Annotated in this window: 19 protein-coding genes; 11 read left to right on the forward strand and 8 right to left on the reverse strand. The window is 61.4% G+C overall.

Features of this window, described 5'->3' with window-relative positions; translation table 11 throughout:
- Positions 1-8 precede the first annotated feature (8 nt).
- The 5 genes from QMK22_RS09995 to QMK22_RS10015 all read right to left on the reverse strand — a co-directional run bounded on the left by QMK22_RS09995 (position 9) and on the right by QMK22_RS10015 (position 6,791).
- Positions 9-1,346, reverse strand: a complete 1,338-nt coding sequence (locus QMK22_RS09995; RefSeq protein WP_283497486.1) for an NAD(P)/FAD-dependent oxidoreductase — start codon at positions 1,344-1,346, stop codon at positions 9-11.
- Between the two features lie 76 nt (positions 1,347-1,422).
- A complete protein-coding gene (locus tag QMK22_RS10000; protein WP_283497487.1) occupies positions 1,423-2,250 on the reverse strand; it encodes a transporter substrate-binding domain-containing protein in 828 nt (275 codons plus the stop codon).
- Complete coding sequence (locus tag QMK22_RS10005) at positions 2,247-4,100, reverse strand: hydantoinase B/oxoprolinase family protein (protein ID WP_283497488.1); 1,854 nt, start codon at positions 4,098-4,100, stop codon at positions 2,247-2,249. The genes QMK22_RS10000 and QMK22_RS10005 overlap by 4 nt, the downstream gene beginning before the upstream one ends.
- Before the next feature lie 3 nt (positions 4,101-4,103).
- Positions 4,104-6,188 carry a hydantoinase/oxoprolinase family protein gene (locus QMK22_RS10010; RefSeq protein ID WP_283497489.1) on the reverse strand — a complete coding sequence of 695 codons (2,085 nt, stop codon included), beginning with the start codon at positions 6,186-6,188 and terminating at the stop codon, positions 4,104-4,106.
- 150 nt (positions 6,189-6,338) lie between these two features.
- A complete protein-coding gene (locus QMK22_RS10015) occupies positions 6,339-6,791 on the reverse strand; it encodes an acyl-CoA thioesterase (RefSeq protein ID WP_349360908.1) in 453 nt (150 codons plus the stop codon).
- A gap of 188 nt (positions 6,792-6,979) precedes the next feature.
- Between QMK22_RS10015 and QMK22_RS10020 the strand changes: the two genes are divergently transcribed.
- From QMK22_RS10020 to QMK22_RS10035, 4 genes are all read left to right on the forward strand, one after another.
- Positions 6,980-7,753, forward strand: coding sequence for a transporter substrate-binding domain-containing protein (locus tag QMK22_RS10020; protein WP_283497490.1), 774 nt, complete (start codon positions 6,980-6,982; stop codon positions 7,751-7,753).
- A gap of 69 nt (positions 7,754-7,822) precedes the next feature.
- Complete coding sequence (locus QMK22_RS10025) at positions 7,823-8,473, forward strand: amino acid ABC transporter permease (protein ID WP_283497491.1); 651 nt, start codon at positions 7,823-7,825, stop codon at positions 8,471-8,473.
- Positions 8,474-8,476: 3 nt separating this feature from the next.
- Entirely contained in the window at positions 8,477-9,241 is a 765-nt protein-coding gene (locus QMK22_RS10030; RefSeq protein ID WP_283497492.1) for an amino acid ABC transporter ATP-binding protein, read from the forward strand.
- Between the two features lie 57 nt (positions 9,242-9,298).
- On the forward strand, positions 9,299-10,075 hold the full coding sequence (locus QMK22_RS10035; RefSeq protein WP_283497493.1) for an enoyl-CoA hydratase/isomerase family protein: 777 nt from the start codon (positions 9,299-9,301) through the stop codon (positions 10,073-10,075).
- A gap of 42 nt (positions 10,076-10,117) precedes the next feature.
- Here the strand turns inward: QMK22_RS10035 and QMK22_RS10040 are convergent, their stop codons facing one another.
- Positions 10,118-10,567 (reverse strand): GNAT family N-acetyltransferase, encoded by a 450-nt coding sequence (locus QMK22_RS10040; RefSeq protein WP_283497494.1) that lies wholly within the window; start codon positions 10,565-10,567, stop codon positions 10,118-10,120.
- A gap of 98 nt (positions 10,568-10,665) precedes the next feature.
- On the opposite strand from QMK22_RS10040, the gene QMK22_RS10045 reads away from it, so the two are divergent.
- From QMK22_RS10045 to QMK22_RS10070, 6 genes are all read left to right on the forward strand, one after another.
- Positions 10,666-12,333, forward strand: coding sequence for an AMP-binding protein (locus tag QMK22_RS10045; protein ID WP_283497495.1), 1,668 nt, complete (start codon positions 10,666-10,668; stop codon positions 12,331-12,333).
- 69 nt (positions 12,334-12,402) lie between these two features.
- A complete protein-coding gene (locus QMK22_RS10050) occupies positions 12,403-13,140 on the forward strand; it encodes a TetR/AcrR family transcriptional regulator (protein ID WP_283497496.1) in 738 nt (245 codons plus the stop codon).
- 23 nt (positions 13,141-13,163) lie between these two features.
- A complete protein-coding gene (locus QMK22_RS10055) occupies positions 13,164-14,393 on the forward strand; it encodes an acetyl-CoA C-acetyltransferase (protein WP_283497497.1) in 1,230 nt (409 codons plus the stop codon).
- 41 nt (positions 14,394-14,434) lie between these two features.
- The gene (locus tag QMK22_RS10060) at positions 14,435-15,196 is read left to right on the forward strand and encodes an SDR family oxidoreductase (protein ID WP_283497498.1); all 762 of its coding nucleotides are present in this window, start codon (positions 14,435-14,437) and stop codon (positions 15,194-15,196) included.
- A complete protein-coding gene (locus QMK22_RS10065; protein ID WP_283497499.1) occupies positions 15,189-15,680 on the forward strand; it encodes a MaoC family dehydratase in 492 nt (163 codons plus the stop codon). The genes QMK22_RS10060 and QMK22_RS10065 overlap by 8 nt, the downstream gene beginning before the upstream one ends.
- 5 nt (positions 15,681-15,685) lie before the next feature.
- Positions 15,686-17,326: an amidohydrolase gene (locus QMK22_RS10070; RefSeq protein WP_283497500.1), complete on the forward strand. Its 1,641-nt coding sequence runs from the start codon at positions 15,686-15,688 to the stop codon at positions 17,324-17,326.
- A gap of 90 nt (positions 17,327-17,416) precedes the next feature.
- Here the strand turns inward: QMK22_RS10070 and QMK22_RS10075 are convergent, their stop codons facing one another.
- Entirely contained in the window at positions 17,417-18,832 is a 1,416-nt protein-coding gene (locus tag QMK22_RS10075; protein WP_283497501.1) for a flavin-containing monooxygenase, read from the reverse strand.
- Between the two features lie 57 nt (positions 18,833-18,889).
- A complete protein-coding gene (locus QMK22_RS10080) occupies positions 18,890-19,669 on the reverse strand; it encodes an SDR family NAD(P)-dependent oxidoreductase (RefSeq protein ID WP_283497502.1) in 780 nt (259 codons plus the stop codon).
- Between the two features lie 197 nt (positions 19,670-19,866).
- On the opposite strand from QMK22_RS10080, the gene QMK22_RS10085 reads away from it, so the two are divergent.
- On the forward strand, positions 19,867-20,763 hold the full coding sequence (locus tag QMK22_RS10085) for a LysR family transcriptional regulator (RefSeq protein WP_283497503.1): 897 nt from the start codon (positions 19,867-19,869) through the stop codon (positions 20,761-20,763).
- The last annotated feature ends 190 nt before the right edge of the window (positions 20,764-20,953 follow it).

Here is a 20,953-nt window from a genome sequence, read left to right on the forward strand (position 1 = left end):
GTGCAACTCTATGCCGACATGACAACCCGACTCCGCCGAGACGTCGGGGTAGGTCCGCGGCTGCCGAAGCGGTTCGCATCGAACGGGGCGCTCCATCCGGGTAATTTTTTCCCCCCGATGGCGCTGATGGCCAGTTCAGCGGATGCCGGGCCCAGGGTCAGACCGATCATGTTGTGTCCCGCAGCCACCACGACCCGATCGCTGGAACGCGCAGCGCCGATTAGGGGGAGTCCATCGGGCGTCATCGGCCTGGGACCGACCCACTCGTCGAAACGGGCATCCCAATCTATTCCCGTTAGGTACGGGGTGGCAGCGCGAATGATTCGCTCGATGCGACTCGGGTTGAACTTGTCCATCGTGCCGTCGAACTCGACTGTGCCGCCGATACGCAGGCGGTTGCCCATCGGAGTGGCAACCGCGTTGGATTCGGGCATGTTGATGACGTGCTCGGGCATTGTCTCGGGAGAGACGCTAAAGCTGTAGCCCTTGCCGGACTGGATGGGTGCGCGCACACCCACGGATTTGAGCACCTTGGGTGTCCAGGCCCCTGACGCAATGACGACGGCATCAGCATGCCGATCGCCCTTATCTGTGTGCACAACAACCGAGTCGCGGTATGGCGTGACGCCGGTCACCTCGGTATGTTCGATAAATTCGACACCGACGGCAAGCAAGGCGGCGTGCAAATCGCGTACGAGTACCGACGGATCAACGAACCATTGATCGGGCCAGTGGTAGCCGGCGACGACTTTGTTCGATACCACTGGAGCAAGTTCGCGAATTTCGTCGCCGGAGATCAATTGGGTCGGTGCAGCGAGACCGAATCGACGAACGTTCTGGGAGACCGCAAACTCACGGTGCGCCCGTGCGCTATCGGCGAAGCAGCGCAGGTTGCCCGATTTATCCAGCGTGGTGGCGACTCCCAGATCGGGGAGCTGCTCGAATAGTTCGAAGCTGCGCTTTGACAGCGACGACAGTGCCTCAAAGCCATGCTCGTACGCGCCTGGCCGGCAGTTGCGGGCGAATCCCAGTAGCCAGCGGCTGAGGTTCACACTCGGGGGCAGGTGAATGCGCAGAGCTGCATCGGGAGCGAGAGAGTTTGAGAGCCCGTTTTTGACCATGCCTGGGGCCGGCATGGGATTAGCCATTGATGGGCAAATCTCGCCGGCGTTTCCCTGCGATGCGCCGCTACCGACCACGCTTCGTTCGATCACGCGCACCCTGTAGCCGGCGCGCTGGCCATACAGTGCGGTGAACAGGCCGATAAGCCCGCCTCCGACAACGGTGATCTCACTGATTCCGGGGCGCTGCGTGGGCAGGGTGCTCGGCCGGTTATCCGTGCTCATGATGTGCTTCCTTTTCTGTCGTGCTCGATACGCGGCGGGGTGGGCCGTGCAGCGCCCGGCCCACCGAGGGGTGCAGTTAGCTGATGTCTTCGCCGAACCATTCCATGCTGATTTTTGTGTACGTGCCATCGTCGTGAATGGCCTGCAGAGCGGTGTTGATGGCAGCCAGCAGCTCGGTGTTGTCCTTGTTGACCGGGATGGCGGCGATGTCAGGCAGCAGCACGTCACCGACAGATCCAACCTTCAGCTCGGCGCTGTTAGCTAGGAATTTTCCGATGAAGCCCTGCGCGATGACAGCATCCACGCGGCCAGCATCCAGGTCGCGGAGTGCGTCGACGGTTGCCTGATAGGTCGTGATCTCGCCGACACCGGTGAGGGTGCGCGCGTAGGTTTCAAAAGTGGTGCCGAGTGCTACTCCGAGGTTGGAATCGGCAAGGTCGGTGACATCCGTGATCGGCGAGCCCTCCTTCACGAAGAGGCTGGCACCCGTGGAGTAGTAGGGCTCGGTGAAGTCGACTTCTTTGAGACGTTCTTCGGTGCTGGCCATCGATCCGACGATTGCGTCGAAGCGATTGCTCTTCAAACCAGCGATCAGCGTTGTGAAGGCGCCGGTGACGGGTGCCGCTTCCAGATCAAGTTTGTCGGCGATAGCGTTGCAGATGTCGACGTCGAAGCCAACGAGTGTATTGGTGTCATCGTAGAAGTTGAACGGCCGGTACTCGCCGCTCATGGCGCAGATGAACTTGCCGTCCTCCACGGTGCTGACAGCCGTTGCGGCCGCAGTGTCGGTCGGTTCGGCCGTGTCAACAGTGGCCGAGCAGGCGGTCGCGCCCAGGAGCAATCCGGCCGCGATGGTAGTCGCCGCAATACGGCGTAGTGCGGTGAGCGAGTGTTGAGTCTTCATAGGATTGTCCTTCTTTCATTGTTTGCTGCTGCGGTGGATGAGGGAAATTTAGGGGGAACGGATGCGGCTGCACGGTTGGAACGCAGAGTCGCGGTCTTCGGCGCATCGACCAGCCCATCAACGGTCAGGATGACGCCGTAATCGGCCTCGGCTTGTTCGGCGTTGATATAGCCGAGCTTGCAATCACGCGCGACTCGAGCTGTATCGCGCTCCCACGGTGCGCCGTACCCGCCGCCGCCAGGGGCGTAAAAGGTGACGGTGTCGCCGTACTCAAGATCGAGGGTTGGTCCCGCCTGATTGGCCAGAACGTGTGCCGCCGGCGTGCCTTCGTTAATAATCCAGCGGCTTACCCCGCCGCTGCCGCCGCCGAATAGGCCGTGGGGTGGGATCACGGAGCGCTGTGACGTGTGCGAGAATCTCACGTCGTATCCGAGGGCTTGCCAGGACAGAATGACGCCCAGGCCCCCGCGATATTTGCCGGGACCCGCGGAGCCGGCGCGAAGCTCCTTGCGCAGGTAACGGACGGGGCCCTCGACCTCCGAACTTTCAATTGATGTGCTCGCGACGTTGGTGATCCAACCGGGCATTCCGGTCAGACCGTCTTTCGTGGCGCGAGCGCCAAGCCCGCCGACGCTGGGTCCAGCACCGTTGCCCCAGCCGCGGCGCCCGGAGACGTCGCCTCCATCGGGGTGGCTGTCGCGATTGATGGCCGACGCGACGCAATAGACCATTCCGCACGAGTTGGCCACAACAGCGTCCGGGACCGCTGGCGCGAGCGCGTCGAAGACGAGGTCCACGATCTGGTGAGTCACCGCCATACGTTGGTAGACGGCGGCGGGGAATCGCGGGTTCACCAGCGAGCCCTCTGGCGCGACGATGTGTACTGGGTTTGATGATCCTTCGTTCTTGGGAATGTCCGTCGGAAGGAGCGACAATAAACCGAACAAGCTGGCCGATATTGTTGCCGACATGGGGCAATTGATTGGTCCGGCAACGGATGCATCGGTGCCAGCGAAATCGAAGGTGATCTCATCACCAGCAACTATCACTGTTAGTGCCAGCTTGACCGGGCCGCACATGCTCCCGTCTTCGAGCAGGGTTGTCTCGGCAGAGTATCGTCCGTCGGCGATTTGGGCGATGTAGCTGCGGGTACGCCGTTCTGCGTAGTCGATCTGGCTATCGATGGCCTCGTCGATCGCGGAGAGACCGTATTTCTCGACTAGGGCGAGGTAACCGTTTGCGCCGACCTTCGCCCCTGCTACTTGCCCAAGGATGTCCCCGCGCTGTTCGTACGGCGAGTTTGTATTGGCGAGGATGAGCTTGAACAGCTGCTCATCCAGAACTCCTTCATTGAAGAGTTTGATCGGCGGAATGCGCAGACCCTCCTCGAAGATGGTCGTGTGCCAGCCTTCAGGATCATTTCCGCCGGAACCTGCCAGATGGGCGAAAATCGTCGAGAATCCGATCAATTGGTCGCCGAGGAATATCGGGTGGTAAACGATGAAGTCTGAAGTATGGTGAGCTCCAACACTGCCGCCGACGTAGGGGTCGTTGGTCAGGATGATGTCGCCGGGTTTCATATCGCTCGCCGGGATGTGCTCCTGCAGCATGGCGCGCAGGCACGGGCCCAGGGCGTTGAGATGAACGGGGATATTCGCGCCTTCAGCAACGAGCCGGCCGGAGACGTCGAAGATGGAAGAGGAGCAGTCCTTGCCTTCCTTGAGGAGCAGGGAGTAGCTGGTGCGTTCCATGGTGTCGGTCATCTGTTCGGCGAGAGATTCCAGCGCGCTGCGGATGACTTCAACCGTGATGACGTCAAGTGTGCTCGTCGGAACGAGAGAGATGGGCATGGGTCAGACACTCCTTGAGGAATTGGACGAGGCGAGGGCCGGTGCGAGATCGTAGATCACGAGACTGCCGTCGTCGGCGGGTTCCAGAAGATGGCCCGGCGGCACGACAATGGTGCTTCCGGATTCCTCGATGATTGCTGGGCCCGTGATGGAATCGCCCTGACGGATGGCGGCGCGAGCGAAAACAGGTACGTCGAGCCAGGTATTGAAATATGCGCTTCGGGTCGTGGTGGGCATCGGCGCGACCCCGTCCTCTGAACGAGCCAGCGCAACCGGACGTGGGCTATAGGTCTTTCCGATTCCGGTGACGCGGAGGTTTACGAGCTCGATCGGATCGGATTGGGACGAGTGTCCATATCGGCCTTCATGCTGGCGATGGAATTCGCGTTCCAGACTGTCGAGCGTTTCGGTCGTGATCGGTCCGGACGGGCACGGCACGATCAACTCGAAGGTTTGGCCAAGATAGCGTAGTTCGACAAATCGATGTATCTCGCGGGAATCCTCCTGGACGTTATCCTGCTCCAGTTGGAGCGCGCAGTCACCTTCGAGCTGTTCGAATGCAATATTCAGTGCGGCTACGTCGCTTCCAGCCAGGAGGGAGAGGAACGAGGCAAGAACGTCGTGGCGCTGGTCAGTGAGCAGGAGCCCAAGGGCGGAACTGTTGCCGGGATTTTGGGGAATCACGAGCCGGGGCGTGCCCAACTCGTGGGCCAGCGCGGCGGCGATGAGCCCGCCGGCGCCGCCGAAAGCGATGAGGGCCATGTCGCGGGGATCGTGTCCGCGCGCGATGGTGAGCCGCCGAATGGCGCGCAGGGATGCGGCTGCCGCGAGCGCCATGATGCCGCTTGCCACGGCAGGCATCGACATGCCCAGGGGTTCGGCGACTATTTCTATGGCGCGCACGGCGGCATCACGATCGAGGGTACGGCGCCCGCCAAGGAACGCGCTGGTCCCGAGATAGCCGAGTGCAAGCGCGGCGTCCGTAACTGTAGGACGAATGCCGCCCTCACCGTACGCGGCCGGACCGGGATGCGCGCCGGCGCTTTCCGGGCCCACTCGCAAGGCCCCGCCATCGTCGACCCACGCGATCGAGCCGCCCCCAGCCCCGATCGGGTCAACTTCGATGGCCGGTTGCTGCACCGGATGGCCCTGCATGGCATCGCTCGGGACCTCAATGGGCGCGCCGTCCAAAACGAGAGCTACGTCCGTACTCGTGCCGCCCATATCGAGAGTGATCACTGCCGGTAGGTCGAGGTTGCGGGCGATTGCAGCACCAGCGATGACGCCGGCGACTGGGCCGGAATTAGTCACACGAATCGGTTGGCGCCGGGCAGCGTCGAAGGACATCGTTCCGCCGTTGCCCTGCATAGTGAGCAATACGGCATCGATGCCCAACTTCCGAAGCTGGTCCTCAAGATGGGCGAAGTGCTCGGCGAGTCGCGGTTTCACGAAGGCGTCTACGGCGGCCGTGCTGGCACGCTCGTATTCGCCGATGGTCGGGCTCAGATCCGACGAAATTGAGATGTAGGCCTGGGGAAGGGCTGCGCGAACGAGTGTAGCGATTTGTTGCTCGTGAGCATCATTCTTATACGAGTGCAGAAGGCAGATAGCGACCGATTCGACGCCACGGTTCGCGAATGTCGCAATTGCCTGGCGCACATCCGCTTCGTTCAGCGGTTCGACAATGCGTCCGCGAAAGTCAATTCGCTCGCGCACGCCGAGGCGCAGCTCTCGGGGAATGAGCGGGACAGGCTGTTCCCATTGAATGTTGTAGATGCTGCCGGCCCGGTGAGACCGGGCGAGTTCGAGCACGTCTGTGAATCCAGCCGTGGTGATCAGCCCGCTGACTGTCCCGTCACCCTGGATGATGCGGTTGACCATCACTGTTGTGCCGTAGACCACCGTCGACACCTGAGAAGGGTTGACGCCAGCCGTGGCAAGAACGCGCTCGATGCCGTTGAGCACCCCGATGACGGGGTCACTCGGCGTCGAGGACACTTTGTCCACCCACACGGCTCCGGTTTCCTCGTTGAGCAGCACGAGGTCGGTATGCGTGCCGCCCGTGTCTATGCCCACTCTGAAAGTCACAATTAAATCCTTTGCTCGGGCTGAAGTGCCGCGGCGTTGACCGCTGAAAACCATCCCACCAGCGAGCGTTCAGTCCTGTCACCTTGCGAACGACAGTTTCGAGACGGCCCTCCCTGGACAAATGTCCAGTGTGGCAGCTGGGCGATCGCGCTATCTCGAGAGGGATTCCAGCCAGCTACGTTCCTGAACGGTAAATGGGCGGGATCGACCCGCTTCATCATCTACGGCGACCATGACAACGTTTCCGGCGGCGTAAACGCGATCGTCCGAATCTGCTGATGCATCGTGGATGCGACAACTCAGGGTGAATGAGGAGGTGCCGACTCGTGTAACTCTGAGGCCAACCAGCACCGGTTCGTGCCTATAACTCAGCGGCATGGCGTAGTCGAGACCTTGGCTCGCGACGACGATCCCGCTGGCGAGTAGTGAAGCGCCGTCGCCCGTTGTCGGAAACCAACGTGCACGCGCCTCTTCGAGGATTCGAAAGAATTCGACGTTATTCACGTGCCGATTGGCGTCCATGTCCGCCCACCTTAAGGCAACTTCGATGTCCTGTTCCGCTGGCATGGGCGATTCCGTCCTTTGAGGGTCGTTAAGTGACATTCATGTTTCGTTTGCACCCGAGGCTTGCTTCGCAGCGGGTGCCGCCTCTATTGTAAAACACATGATCGATCGATCGATCGATTACACCGAAGATTCTATGTCGGCCTGCGTTGCACCTGAACAGAAGGACCTCAATGACTCACCGTCAACCTCTCTCACGAATACGTAACAGAGTCGCTGCGGCGGGTGTGGGGATCGTGCTCCTCGCCGGCATCAGTGCCTGTTCGGCCTCGGTCGACTCCGATAGCGACGCCACCTCAGCAGCATCCGCTTTGAGTACCGTGGCGGACGGTAAGTTCACGTGCGCCATGAGCGGTGAGTATCGCCCGTTCAATTTCTATGACGACACGAACGAACTCGTCGGGTTCGATGTAGATATCTGCAATGCCATTGCAGACGAACTCAACTTGACCGCAGAGCCAACCACGGGTGCATTCAACTCGCTCATTGCCGGGCTCAAGTCCAATCGTTACGACGCCGTGGTCGGGTCGATGTCAAGTACCGAAGAGCGCCTCGCCCAGGTCGACTTCACTGAACCCTATTACGCCACCGGTGCGGAACTGTTCGTCGGCGCCGAGTCCAAGGTCAAGGACGTGGCCGACCTCAACAACTCAACCGTCGGCGTGGCCCTCGGCACGACTTTCGAGGAGTTTGCCCGCACGCTCGACGGTGTGAGTGAGGTCACCACGTATCAAGCTGATATCGATGCACTTCGCGACCTCGAGGCCGGACGGGTTGATGCCGTGATCACCCAGGGGTTCATGGGACGCTATCTGGCCAAGAACGCTGACCTCAAGGTAGTCGCGGTCGGTGACGTTCTCTTCCCCGACGTTGCAGCGATCCCCGTGAACAAGGACAACCCCGAGCTGTTAGCTGCGATTAACGCGGCCCTCACGACAATGCACGAAGACGGCACCTACGCCGCCATCAGTATTGATTGGTTCGGCGAAGACATCAGCTAGCCACCCGTGGACGGCCGGCTTTACTGCCGGCCGCCCTCTGAATAGTCGCCCCACCACCGGGAGTAATACATGGAATTTCTGAATGCCCTCATAACCAGCTGGCCCACCTTGGTCAAGGGACTAACGGTCACGCTCAGCCTCACAGCACTCACGCTCGTATTCTCGGTCATCCTGGGCGGGATCATCGTCGCCCTTAAAATGAGCAAGATACGCGCTCTGTCCGCGTTCGCCACGGCCTACCTCGCCATTGTGCGTGGCGTGCCGCTCATCGCACTGTTGTTCGTTATCTATTTCGGCATCGTGTCGATCGTCAAGGTCGACGCCTTTGCTGCGGCCGCTATCGGATTGAGCGTGCACAGTTCGGCCTATGTCGCCGAGATCTTTCGGTCGGGAATTAATTCGGTTCACAATGGCCAGATTGAAGCATCCCGTTCCCTCGGTATGAGTCGTGTCGCAACGATGAGCAAGGTTGTCGCGCCCCAGGCGTTGCGCGTAGTGGTGCCAGCCTTGGTCAATCAAGCCATCATTTCGCTCAAGGACAGCGCTGTCGCCTCGTTCATCACCGTCGATGAGCTCTTCATGAGCGCTCAACGCCTTTCCGCGGCTACTTTCCAACCGCTCACCTATTACGCAATCGTCAGCCTGTACTACCTGGCGATCGTCGGTGCGATGACCTACTTCTCCGGTCGCGTCGAGCGTTACTTTGAAAAGCGAGGCTAGAGCATGATAAATACAGCGTCCCTCACAACCACCCCCCGCGTCACCATTACCGGGGCGGTGAAAAAATTCGGCGACACCACGGTGCTTGACGGTATCGATCTGCAGGTTCGGTCGGGCGAAGTCGCGGTGCTGATTGGCCCCTCCGGGGCTGGAAAAAGTACCCTTTTGCGATGCATAAACGGGTTGGAACGTCTCACGGCCGGCACCGTCGATATTGACGGTGTGCGACTGGAGTATCGCGAAAGCGCTCTCAATCACATGCGCGAGCACGTCGGCATGGTGTTTCAATCCTTCAATCTCTTTCCCCACCTCACGGCCCTCGAAAACATCACGATGGCCCAAACCCGCGTCTCGAAACGTTCCAAAGCGGATGCCCGCGATCGCGGAATGGCGCTGCTCGCCCGTGTGGGGCTCGCCGGAAAAGCCGACAGTTATCCGAGCGCCCTTTCTGGTGGGCAGCAGCAACGGGTGGCCATCGCCCGCGCCCTGGCCATGACGCCAAAGCTCATGCTGTTTGACGAACCTACGTCTGCCCTTGACCCCGAGCTGGTTGGTGAAGTGCTTCAGGTTATGCGTGAGCTCGCCGACGAGGGAATGACCATGGTCGTCGTCACGCATGAGATGCGCTTTGCCCGCCAAGTAGCCGATCACGTGGTGCTCCTGGCCGACGGCGGCATCGTCGAAGAGGGACCACCCGAGAAAGTGCTTGACGCTCCCGAATCAGAGCGCGCACGGAGCTTTCTGAGCCAAATTCGAGCCGATGACTAAACTACGGCGCCCCGGTACCGTCGCCCACACCCGCACGACCGACAAGGAGAACAACCAGTGACCGGCACGACCTCTCAATCCGAGTTCGTCATCCTGACCCAAGAGGATGGTATCGCCGTCCTCCGACTCAATCGCCCCGACCGCTTGAATGCGGCGTCGCCCGAACTCGTTGCAGATTTCAAGGCAGCGCTCGACCGTGCCATTAACGACAAGGCCTTCGTTGTGATCGTCACCGGAGAGGGCCGAGCCTTCTGCGCAGGTCACGATCTAAAGTCCAGCACGTTGCTACCGGAATCCGCGGAAGCCCTCGAGCATCTGCACAACGTGCAGGACATCACCCGGCTGCTTCGCAGCTCCTCGATAATCTCGATCGCTGCCGTTCACGGGTACGCCCTCGGTGCCGGTATCGAGTTTGCCTTGAGCTGCGACCTGGTTGTTGCCGAGGAGGGCACGACGTTCGGGTTCCCCGAGGTATCAGTGGGATTGTCCGTGACCGGTGGCATCTCCTACCTTCTGCCGCAGGCGATCGGACTGCCGCGGGCAAAGGAGTTGATTCTTCTCGGTGAGAATTTTGGAGCGGACAAGGCCTACGACCTCGGCCTGGTCAACCGCGTGACGGCATCGGGGGAGCGACTCGTCGTGGCACAGGAACTGGCCCGCAAAATTGTGAGCCAGCCCCATCACGCTCTGGCGCTCGCCAAGGAATCATTCGAAGTTGCCGTGCGCAGCCAGGTCGAGTCGGCCATGGCCGTGGAGATTTCCAACGCACTTCTCACCGGAGACTCCGCGGACGCTGACGTGGCGAAGGCGGAATTCGCCGCCAAGAGCCAGTAGTCGGGGCTGGCGCCGGGCGAACGCTATCGCCCGGCGCTGGTGTCAGCTTGCAGGCAGCCACCGATAGGTGGTCCAGCCGGACTGCGCTACGGCCCCCAACTTGCGGTAGAAGCGTTCGGCGCCGTCATTGCCGGCCGACACATCCCACTCGATCCGTCCATCGGTGCGGGTGCGCAGATCGCTCATCAATTCCAGACCAAGGCCAGCGTTTCGATAGCTGTCGTCCACGAAGAGATCCTCGAGCCATATTCCGCTGGCCAAGGACCACGACGAGAAGGTCGGGTACCACATTGCCAAACCTGCGATGGTCTCGGGTGCATGTGGCAGTGACACGACGGTCACGAACACGGTCGGTGTAGCCCCGACCAGGGCCTGCTCGAGCCCATCGTCCACGCTGGCAACCGTGGCAATGCCACTCTCTGTCTTGGCGTGAGTGCGCAACATCGATCGGATGGTGCTGAGATCAGCGGGGGTGGCAAGTCGAACAGACATTTTTCCTCTTTTGGCCTGGGGTGTGCTTGGTGGGAGTGCAATTGCACCGTAGCATGGAGGGGTTACCGATCGATCGATAGATTGTAATTGGACAACATATGAAGGACGTCACGATGAACCGCGAGCAAACCGAAAGTAGTTCCAGCGCTGCAGCGACCGATGCTCCATTGATCACGCAGAGCGCCGGAATCGACAACCTCGGGCAACTCATCCTGCGGGCCGCAGAGCGGTGGCCACAGCAATCCGCATGGTGCTTTGATGAGACCGCCGATACGCTCACGTTTAGCCAGGTTGAGGAGGTTACCCGCCACTTGGCTGGGGAACTGGCCGCTGCCGGCATCCGTTCGGGTGATCATGTCGCCGTGCTCGCCCGAAACACCCTGGATTTTCCGGCGGCCTGGCTGGCACTGGCCCGCATTGGTGCGGTCATCGTGCCGCTTAATGTGAACTATCGACTCACCGACGCCAGCCACGTTGTGGCCCACGCCCGGGCTACCTTCATTCTCGCCGTTGATGAGTTTCGCCTTCTGGCCGCCGCCATTGCCGAGCGCTGTCCCGCTGTCCGCACGGTCCTATCGCTCGATGGGATGCTCAACCGGTGGCGCTCTGGCGGTGCGGCCAACGTCGTCCTGACGCTGGATCAGGCGTCGCGCGTCCACACCGCGAACATTCAATACACCTCGGGTACGACGGGCAAGCCCAAGGGTTGCGTTCTGGGCCACGACTATTGGCTGTCGATCGCAAATACCATGTCGAACGATTTTCCGTTCCTCGCTCCCACCGACGTCATGCTCACCGTTCAGCCGTTTCACTACATTGACCCGCAGTGGAATGTGGTCAGCGCCCTGCTCTCGGGAGCCGAGCTCGTGGTACTCGACCGGTTCCACCCGAGCACGTTCTGGCAGCAGGTACGTGCTTACGAGGTCACCTATTTCTATTGCTTGGGCCTCATGCCCACGCTGTTGCTGAAAATGCCCGTTTCGCCCGACGACCGGAACAACCGCGTTCGGGTGATCCAGGCCTCAGCGATTCCGGCCGGGTTGCATCGCGCTCTCGAGGAGCGGTGGGGTGTGCCGTGGTACGAGGCCTACGGCATGACCGAGACGGGTGCCGACCTGTACGTCGACGAGCGGGAACACGACGAGCTCGTGGGCAGCGGATGCCTGGGGCGACCACGCAGTCACCGCGAAGCACTCGTCGTAAACAGTTCCGATCAGCCGTGCGCTCCGGGGGAGGTCGGCGCGCTGCTCCTGCGCGGTGCCGGCTTGATGCACGCCTACTTTGACGACCCCGCAGCCACCGAAACGGCCTTTGCAGGGGGATGGTTTCATACTGGTGACCTGGCCAGCATCGATTCGGCCGGACGCCTGTACTATCGCGGGCGCACTAAGGACATGATTCGGCGAAGCGGCGAGAACATCTCCGCGATTGAGGTTGAAGAGGTTCTCGGCTTGCATACGTCGGTCGATCTCGCAGCCGTAGTACCGGTCACCGACGAGCTGCGTGGCGAAGAGGTGCTCGCCTATATCGTCAGTGCGGAAGCGGCCGGCACCATCCCTGCTCAATCCGATGCTGCTCGTGAGCTCTTTGAGAGCGTGCGGGGGCACTGTGCGGCCGAGCTGGCCTACTTCAAAGTGCCGCGCTATTGGAAGCTCCTAAATGACCTGCCCCGCACGGTCTCGGAACGCGTCGCCAAGCATGAGCTGGCCCAGTCCGGCAGCTTGTCTGGTACTTGGGATGCAACGGAAGGCCGATGGAATGACTGAATGCCCGAGTTTCACCGAATACAATCGATCGAACGTTCGGACTCCGAGTTCGTGTCTGAAGGAGTTGCCTTGCCCAATCCCGGCGTGCCGTCACCGGCCATCAATGAGACGCACCAGCGCATCCTCGAATCCGCCGTGCGCCTATTCGCCGATCGCGGATTCCACGGCACGGGAATTCGGGACCTCGCAGCGAGTGCAGGCCTCTCCACTGCCAGCCTCTATCACTACATGGGCACGAAAGAGCGGCTGCTCTTTCAGATCATGCACGACGCGCTGCAACGGCTTGTCCTGGCCGCGTCGATCATTGAAGAGCAATCCGACGATGTGCGGGTGCGGCTGGACCGTCTCGTGCGCATGCACGTCGTCACGCACGCTCTCAGCCGCGATGCCTCCAATGTCGTCGACAATCAAGTCGGTGCCCTTGACCCGGTCGACCGGCTGGTCATTGTGGAACAGCGCGACGCTTACGAGCGGTTCTGGGCGCACGCGATCCGCGACGGCGTCGATGCCGGATATTTCCAAGTGCCCGATCAGAGCTCGGCCCGCATGGCGATCCTCGAGATGTGTTCCGGCGTTGCTCGGTGGTACTCAGTGGGAGGTAAATACTCCGTCGATCAGATTGCCGACATCCACGTCGATCTCGCTGCGAACCTCCTGCACGGTGGTGGCACCCGCTTTGACCGGGCACAGACGGAACCCCACTTGGACATCCACGAGCTGGTGGAAAGCATTTGGGCCATTCGATTGCCCGAGCGGGCCAGTTCCCCCGGCACTAAAGCGGCCAAGACTAGACGCGCCGTCCGCTGACTTTGTCGGGCGGGAGGCCACCCATGTCTGAGCCAGTCATCGTCGCCACCGCGCGCACGCCGATCGGACGTGCCTTTAAAGGAAGCCTGGCCGCAGAACGTCCCGAAAATCTTGCTGCCGCAGCGATCAGCGCCGCCCTGGACCAGATTCCGCAGCTGGATCCGCGCGACATCGACGACCTCATCGTCGGCTGTGGTGTGCCCGGCGGAATTCAGGGTAGTAATCTCGCCCGGGTCATCGCCGTTCAGATGGGCTGGGACAGCGTGCCGGGCGTGATCGTGTCCAGGTTCTGCGCATCGTCTCTTCAAAGCATCCGCTCGGCCGCCCATGCGATTCGCGCTGGCGAGGGCGACGTCTTTGTCGCTGCGGGCGTCGAGTCCATTTCGAGCTTCGCCCAAACGGATGTCGACGGCTCACCCCAGGCGCACAGCCCCAATTTTGCGGCCGCGGCCGAGCGCACCGCCCGTCGGACCGGGCTGAACGTTCAATCAACCGCGCCATGGCGCGACCCGCGCGATGACGGCGCTCTGCCTGACGTTTACATTCAGATGGGTCAGACTGCCGAAAACGTAGCCTCGCTGACGGGGATCAGTCGACTCGACCAAGATAATTTCGCCCTGCGCAGTCAGACGCTCACAGCCGCTGCCGCCGCCAGCGGCTTCTGGGCTGGGGAAATCAGTCCCTATCGCCGCGCCGACGGGTCATTGATACAGACGGATGACAGCCCACGGCCGCAGACCACTCTCGAAGCGCTGGCCGGGCTGCAACCGGCCTTCCGAGTCGGCGGATCGGTGACGGCCGGCAACAGCTGTCCGCTCAACGACGGTGCTGCTGCAGTGGTGATCATGTCGCATGAACGGGCACGGGAGCTGGGTATTGTGCCTCTGGCGCGCATTCTCGGTACCGGAGTGTCGGCCGTGTCGCCGGAGATCATGGGCACCGGGCCGGTCGGCGCAATTTCGCGGCTACTGGACCGGCTGGGAATGAACTTGAGCCAGATCGATGAATTCGAGATCAACGAGGCATTCGCCGTGCAGGTACTGTCCAACATTCGTGCCCTGGGAATTGACCCGGCGCGGGTAAACGTAAACGGTGGAAGTCTCGCTATCGGCCACCCCTACGGTATGACCGGCGCCCGGATCGCGACGACCCTCGTGCATTCTTTGCGCGTACACGACCGGCAGTTCGGCATGGAAGCAATGTGCGTTGCCGGTGGGCAGGGCATGGCTCTGGCACTTGAACGCCTGAGCTGATCAACGTGACCAATCGCAACAACGAACGGGTGGGGTATTCCATGACAACAACAACGAAACAGGTCGCGATTGTGACCGGTGGCGCACAGGGCATCGGCGCGGCGATCGCGCGGCGGCTGGCCGCCGACGGGATTGCGGTCGCGGTCCTCGACAGAAACCTCGTCGCGGCCGAGGACTGCGTGCGAGACCTCGTTGCGGGGGGAGCCACGGCGATTGCCGTGCAGGTCGACGTCTCCGATGAGGCCTCGGTGGCCGCCGCTGTGGCACTCGTCGCAGAGCAACTTGGAGCTCCTCAGATCCTCGTGAACAATGCGGGAGTTCTACGCGACAACATGCTGTTCAAGATGACCGCTGTCGACTGGGATCTCGTGCTGGGAGTCCACCTGCGAGGGGCCTTTCTTATGTCGAGGGCCGTGCAAAGCCACATGGTGGCGGCGAAGTGGGGCCGCATCGTCAACCTTTCGAGCACTTCCGCGCTCGGTAACCGCGGTCAGGCCAACTACGCGGCGGCTAAGGCGGGCGTGCAGGGTTTCACGAAGACTTTGGCATGGGAGCTCGGCCCCTACGGGGTGACCGTGAACGCGGTCGCGCCGGGGTTCATCGCGACCGACATGACCCGCGCTACGGCCGAACGGCTCGGCGTGACCTTTGACGATTTCCAGGCCAGCGCTGCAGCCGCGATTGCCGTTCGCCGGGTCGGCGCCCCCGAGGACGTCGCGGATGCCGTGTCATTTTTTGTCGGGCTCGGCGCTGGCTTCGTGTCCGGTCAGGTCCTGTATGTGGCTGGCGGCCCTCATGGCTGAATCGGCTCTGCCGCGGGTGTTCGCCGGAGTGGAAGCCGTCGCGGCTGCGAACGGCGAGGAACTCGGCCCCACCCCCTGGTTGCTGATTAGCCAGAAGGACGTGGATGCCTTCGCTCGTGTCACCAAGGACTGGCAGCCGCTGCACTGCGACCCCACGGCCGCAGCGCACACATTGTGGGGCACGACCATCGTGCACGGCTACCTAACGATGTCGCTGCTCAGCTTCTTTGCCGGGCAGCTCTACCGCGTCGATGGCGTTGCTCACGTACTGAACTACGGCATCGATAAGCTGCGCTTTCCCGCGTCGGTTCCGGTCGGCTCACGCATTCGTGCCCGCGCCGTTGTCGGATCGTTCGCCATGAAAGGGGAATTGGGCGTGGTCGGTGTCAGGTACAGCGTCGAGGTTGAGGGTGCCTCGAAACCGTGCCTCGTCGCTGAAACGCTCGTAGGACTTGTTCCAACCGCCGCTCCAGAAAGCAGATAGAACTTATGGCCATGCCACCGCTCGACCTCATCATTCGAAATGCCACAGTACTCACCATGGACGACCGCCGGCCGGAGGCCGGGGCGATCGGGGTTCAAAATGGCCGAATCGTTGCGGTCGGGGCCGAACTCGATGGGTATTCGGCGACGCGGCAGATCGACGGCGGAGGGTTGACCGTGTTGCCCGGATTCAACGACGTGCATTGCCACACCACATGGTTCGGTTTGTCCCTCACTGAAGTCGATTGTGCTGCGTTCGGTCGACTGGACGACGTGTATGCGGCCCTCGCCGCGAAGATCGCTGTGACGCCGGAGGGAAGCTGGGTATTGGCGTCCGGGTTCAACCACCAGGCGTTTGGCGGACAATATCCCGATATTGCAATTTTGGACCGGCTGGCGCCCCGGCATCCGATCTATATTCGGCATAATTCAGGTCATGCCTGCATCGTCAATTCGGCAGCACTCGAATTGGCCGGGTTTCTGGCCGCAGATCGGGTCGAGGAGGATGGTGCCCTGGCCGTGCGTGACCGTGGTGGCTGCTTCACTGGATTGCTCGAAGAGCGTGCCCAACAAAAAATTCAGGATCTATTTCTACCGCACTCCCAACGCACCATCACTGAGGCGATTGACCGGGCTACCTCGGTCTATGCCGCCGAGGGAATCACGAGTTTCACAGAGGCCGGAATTGGCGGGGGCTGGATTGGTCACAGCCCGCTCGAGCTGGCGGCCTATCAGACGGCTCTCGACAACGGCGCGCTATCGGCGCGGGCCCAGCTCATGGTGGCACTGGATGCGCTGCACCCCGTTGTCGGCCACGTTGACGACCCGATCAAGCTGGGGCTCGACTTGGGCGTGCGAACCGGATTCGGCAACGAACTCCTGCGAGTCGGGCCGACCAAGGTATTTCTCGACGGCTCGCTGTTGGGACTGACTGCTGCAATGAACGATCCGTACTGCGTGGGCGCGGCTCACAACCACGGCTACTTTCAGGGCGATGTCGGACAGCTCAAAGAGCGCATTCTTGCCGCCTACCGGTCGGGCTGGTCGATCGCCGCGCACGCCATTGGAGATTCCGCCATAGACCTCGCGATCGAGATCTTCGAGAAGGCTCGGTCACTGTATGGCAACCGCCCCGTGCCGAATCGCATCGAGCACGGTGGCGTGATAACGGATGCCCAACTCGCCCGAATCCAGGCGGTGGGCGCAATTGTGGTACCGCAGCCGGGTTTCATCCCGGCCTTTGGTGTTGACATGGCCCGCGCTCTCGGAGCTGACCGGGTGCCGCTGTCCTACCGCGCAGCTTCTCTGCTCTCGGCCGGTATTCCTCTCCCCGGAAGTTCGGACCGCCCGGTCACGTCGGGCAACGCGCTTCGCAATGTTCAGGCTTTCGTTGAGAGACTCGACGCTGCCGGCGAGATCTACGGGCCGGACGAACGCATCACCGTCGCCGAGGCGCTGCGGGCTTATACCCTGGGTTCGGCGCAAACAACGGGCGCCGACAACGTAGCCGGGAGCATTACACCCGGCAAGTTCGCCGACTTCGTCCTGCTCGATCGCAACCCGCTGACCACGCCGGTCGAGTCCATCGCCCAGATCGGGGTCGCGGCAACGATCATGAACGGCGAGTTCACTTACGACCACCGCTAATGGCCCCGCTTCTATCGAATCTCACTGTCAAGCAATCACAGTAGAAGCGGGGCCAGTTCCGTCGTATTGGGGCCAACAGATTCCTGGACGCTACGCCGCAGTTACCTGCGTCTCCATGCGACTTCTCCGCGGCAACGACGCGTAGAAGTCGTCATCATCGAAGCCGGTCGGTACGGCGATGCCAAATTCCGTGCGGGCTGCTTGCGGAATCGTAGCCAGAAGCATCTGAGCGTCGTACTGATTCTCATTTCGTGGGGTATCGACAAAGGGAAAACCTGCCGTCATGTCGGGGTCATATTCAGTTTTGAACCGGCGCAGCCCCTCTGCGTTCTCCCCGGTCAGAGTCGCATGTGCATCGGCCGCGGCGAAGTTGGCGAAGTAGTCGAAGACCGTCCAGCCCGCGCCGACCGCTGCGTGGATGCTGCCGCCAGAGTAGAGACCTTCCGCTCCGGGAAAGAACAATGCGAGGTGCAAGTGCGGGTGACCGCGCCGGTACTCGACCAGCCCGTCGGGGAGAAAGTCGTAGTGCACCTCGTACCCGGTCGCGAAGACGATGACGTCGACGTCCTCGGAAGTTCCATCGTCAAAATACACGGTCGAACCATCGATTCGTTCGAGGTCTGGGCGACGCGTGAGTAATCCGTGCGAGAACGCGTGCAGCACGGTATTGCTCACGATCGGGTGGGTCTCACCGACCGGCCCTTCCGGCACCGGCAGTCCGTACGTTGACAGATCGCCAACAGTGGAAAGCACGACGTCCATGAAATCAGCGGGTTCGAGACCGTCCATCCAGGGCCGGGGCGCGATCTGCGCTCGGCCGTCAAAGAGGTCAGGAAGGGCCACACCAAAAATCTGCTTCGGAAAGAAGTAGTACGGGCGTCGGGTCGACAGGAACGCAGCATCAGCGTGAAAGGCGGCGTCGGAAGCAATGTCTACGCCGCTGTTTCCAGCGCCGACAACGAGAACCCGCTTGCCCTTCAACTCTTCGGTTGAGCGATAGTCTTTCGCGTGGATCGCCCGACCGGTAAACGAGTCGAGACCGGGTATGTTCGGGACGAGGGGCTGCCATTGCGACCCGATCGCCGAGTATATTCCGCGGTAGCGACGCCTTTCACCCGTGGACAGCAGCACGTCCCAATAGCGGCCGACCGCGCTGTCGACCGGAGTGGCCGTGACGACCGACAGGCCAAACTCGCAGAGTTCGTCGAGCTGAAACTCACGGGCGAAGTCCTGAATGTAGGCGTACAGGTCCGACCAGCGCGGATACATCGGCAGGTCATCGGACATGGGGAATCCGACGAAGCCACCGGCCACGCGAGATGAGATCATGCTGCAGGATTCATACATTGGGGTTCCGGGGTTGTCCATGTCCCAGAGCCCGCCGAGTCGGGTATGGCGTTCAATGATGTCGACATCGATACCGTATCGGCGAAATGCCCGAGCGGCGATGAGCCCGTTGACACCGGCACCGATGATCAAATAGCGGGTGGGAAGTTCGTCATTCATAGCTTTTCTCTCCTTCGTCGTAGGTTCACAAATGAAACGTGCGGTGTCATTGACGAACTAGGTCAGAACTGTTCCGCCATCAACGGCCAGCGTCTGGCCTGTGATGTTCTTGGCTCGCTCGCTGAGAAAGAAGGCCGTCGCTTCAGCGATGTCTTCCGGCTCCTGCGGCCGACCCATGGGCACGTTCTGATCGACGATGCCCGCGAAGATTTGTTCGTCGGTCACGTCGGCCAGGGCAGGATTGTGCTCGCGCATGAAGGGCACGCTATTGCGCCACATGTCGGTGTAGATGAAGCCGGGCATGATCGCATTCGAGCGGATGCCTTTGCGCCCGTAACCGCGCGCAAAGCTGTGGCTCAGTTCGATGACCGCAGCTTTCGAGGCGCCGTAGTGCGCCAGCACATCATTGCCCGAGCGTGCACCGATCGACGAGATATTGACAATGGATGCCGGTGCCGTCGCGACGCGAACAAATGCCTGCGACATCAGGAAAGTTCCCTTGGTATTGATTTCGAAGACACGATCCCACTGTTGCGGCAGAAGTTCCTCGATGCCGCAGAACCCGCCGATGCCTGCGGCGTTGACCAGGCCGGTCACGGCGCCTACCTGGTTTGCGCGCTCAAACAGTGCCGTGACCTGGTCGGGGTCACTCACATCGCAGACGTGAGAAATTACGCGAGCACGTGAACTGGCGCCGATGCGCTCGACGACCGCTTGAAGGGCCTTTTCCTGAATGTCGGTCACAAGCACGACGTCGAAGTCGTCGGCGACGCGAGCGGCGATCGCCGACCCAAGTCCGCCTGCTGCCCCGGTAACAATCACAACTGTTGAATTCACTACGACTCCTCATTGAGTGGTGGATGGCGAGCGTGCAGGCATCCGTTTGAGTGGAATCTGACGCTCGTTGGTTCGAGATTGAGTCTCGGGGAGGCGGGCCTCGAAGTACATGTCGCAAACCGTACGTGTGCGCACGAACTTCTTATCGAGCGCCGAGCACGTGGCATCTACACTGTGAACACCTGCCAAGGAGGGCGATGCGCGTGAACAAAGATGTTTCGGGCTTGGATATCAACTTGCGAGCAGTGAGCGCTTTCGTCACCGTCATGGAAGAAGGTCACTTTGGCCGGGCAGCCGCGAGCATGTTTGTGACGGCTCCGGCTCTGAGCCAACAGATTCGTCGTCTCGAGCAATCGTTGGGCTTTCGACTGATCAAGCGAGACTCGCACCCACTGACGCTGACAGCAGCCGGAGTGGCGTTCATGCCACACGCCTGCCGGCTGCTCGATTCCGCTCAGGAAGCAGCCCTCGACCTGACCCGCTTTGCTCGCAGTCGCGATCACACCCTGCGCGTGGGCTTCATCGCCGGCGGCACCCAACACGCAACGTCATTGTTGCGTCGCTTGAGCAACCGCATCGAGCTCAAACAACTGAACTGGCCCGAGCAGCTGACCGCCGTGGCCAACGGAACGGTTGACGCATCGTTCGTGATTCCGCCCATTCCGCTAGTCGACGGCCTGACTCTGGAGCCGATCGGAACGGAGCCGCGTGTCGTCGCCGTGCATCGTGAGCATCCGCTGATCGGCAGCGCCACCGTGTCGATCAATGACCTCGACGATGATGAGCACGTCGGTGCCGACCACATGACCCCGGACTGGATGAATTGGTGGGCGGTCGACCCGCGCCCCAGCGGGCGACCGGTACGCTACGGACCAATCATCCACACGATGGATGAAGAGCTGCAGTTGGTCGCCACCGGACGTGCCATTGCGATCACGACCACCTCGATTGCGTCGTACTACGCGGGAGCGGATGTCGAGTTCATTCCCGTTCGCGACATCGAACCCTGTGTGATCATGCTGTGCACGCGAACCGGGGACGACCACACCGGGGTTCGGGAACTGCGTAGGGCGAGTTCGGCGCTAATGATCTAAGGCTGCGTTTTTTGGTATCGGTATTGGGCCACCGAACCAAATGAACCATCCCAGGCGACACCCACGCCAGAGAGGGCAGCAGCCGCGCAAGCAACCAAATTCCGAGGCGGGCCCGGGTGGCGGTCTGGTAGTTGCCGTGTGCTGAGGCGAGTGCCCAAGCACAGCAGCGCGCCCACGATTCTCTGCAACA

The sequence above is a fragment of the Cryobacterium sp. PH29-G1 genome (assembly GCF_030063365.1).
GTDB lineage: Bacteria > Actinomycetota > Actinomycetes > Actinomycetales > Microbacteriaceae > Cryobacterium.